Origin of the sequence: Pseudomonas sp. EL_65y_Pfl1_R83, assembly GCF_963970695.1 — a bacterium.
Taxonomy (GTDB): domain Bacteria; phylum Pseudomonadota; class Gammaproteobacteria; order Pseudomonadales; family Pseudomonadaceae; genus Aquipseudomonas; species Aquipseudomonas tritici.
On sequence record NZ_CAXAQI010000510.1, the window covers coordinates 1 to 429 of the forward strand.

General features: G+C 59.4%; 1 protein-coding gene. It reads left to right on the forward strand.

From position 1 onward, the window contains the following. The coding region (locus AACY08_RS30090) for an adenosylhomocysteinase (protein ID WP_339472732.1) at positions 1–405 on the forward strand (405 nt) is incomplete at its 5' end. Positions 406–429 lie beyond the last annotated feature (24 nt).

Here is a 429-nt window from a genome sequence, read left to right on the forward strand (position 1 = left end):
TGCAACATCGGCCACTTCGACAGCGAAATTCAGATCGCCGCGCTGTCGAACTATGAGTGGAACGAAGTGAAGCCGGGCACCGATCTGGTGACCTTTCCCGACGGCAAGCAGATCATCGTCTTGGCCAAGGGCCGCCTGGTGAACCTGGGTTGCGCGACGGGCCACCCGTCGTTCGTGATGTCGGCCAGCTTCACCAACCAGACGCTCGCGCAGATCGAGCTGTGGACCAAGGGCGAGAACTACAAGAACGAAGTGTACGTCCTGCCGAAGCACCTCGACGAAAAGGTGGCTGCGCTCCACTTGGACAAGCTGGGTGTGAAGCTTTCGAAGCTGACCCCGAAGCAGGCCGGTTACATCGGCGTGCCGGTCGAGGGACCGTTCAAGCCAGATCATTATCGCTACTGATATCGACCACGCTGCGCGAGATCT